This is a genomic window from Paenibacillus sp. 01T422 (assembly GCF_056398785.1).
In genome coordinates this window covers 1-607 of sequence record NZ_JBFTQB010001529.1, presented here as the reverse complement: position 1 = coordinate 607, position 607 = coordinate 1, and the positions used below count along the sequence as shown (strand labels likewise).

General features: G+C 39.6%; 1 protein-coding gene. It reads right to left on the bottom strand.

The window, feature by feature from the left end; genetic code table 11:
• Positions 1 to 144: 144 nt before the first annotated feature.
• Positions 145 to 607: LSm family protein (locus tag AC1DUA_RS40000; protein WP_477504928.1), on the bottom strand; the 463-nt coding region annotated here is incomplete at its 5' end.

The following is a 607-nucleotide window of genomic DNA, read 5'->3' as shown; positions in this document are numbered from 1 at the left end:
TATGGATTAGGTCCCTACATCTCTACACTGGAGATTTTTTTATGAATTGTCCATGAAAATTAAATAAAAAAATACATAAATAGTAAATAATTTAAATTAAATTTTCGTGGTAGCTTTAATGCAACGCTAGTAGCAGTCAAGCACTTAAATTGAGAAATTTTTCATTAATGGCGAGATAAACGAAATGACACCCATCCCAAGCTTCATGAAGCTGCCCATGTTGCTAAATAAACCGCCTATCCCAGCATTGTTAGTAGCTGCACCTTGACCAAGCCCACCAAACAATCCACCGGATGAACCTCCTCCAAGCAATCCTCCAAGCCCCCCGCCACCTAACAGCCCAAGCATGTTACCCAAGCCACCTAAACCAGATATATGCGGCTTAGAATTCCCYTTTTTCTTAGAAATCTTTTGATTTCCTTTGAATCCTTGAAGAATGACTTGATCGGCTTCAATTTCTTTCAGAATGCCATAATAGAAAGACCCATCTTTAAGGACTACGTACACCGGTGTTCCTAAGTTAGCTTGTGCTTGTGCTGAAATAGTCGCCGACGCACCAAATAATGCTTTTTGCCCTTTATTCACGCGTTTGTTTTTACTTTTGGAC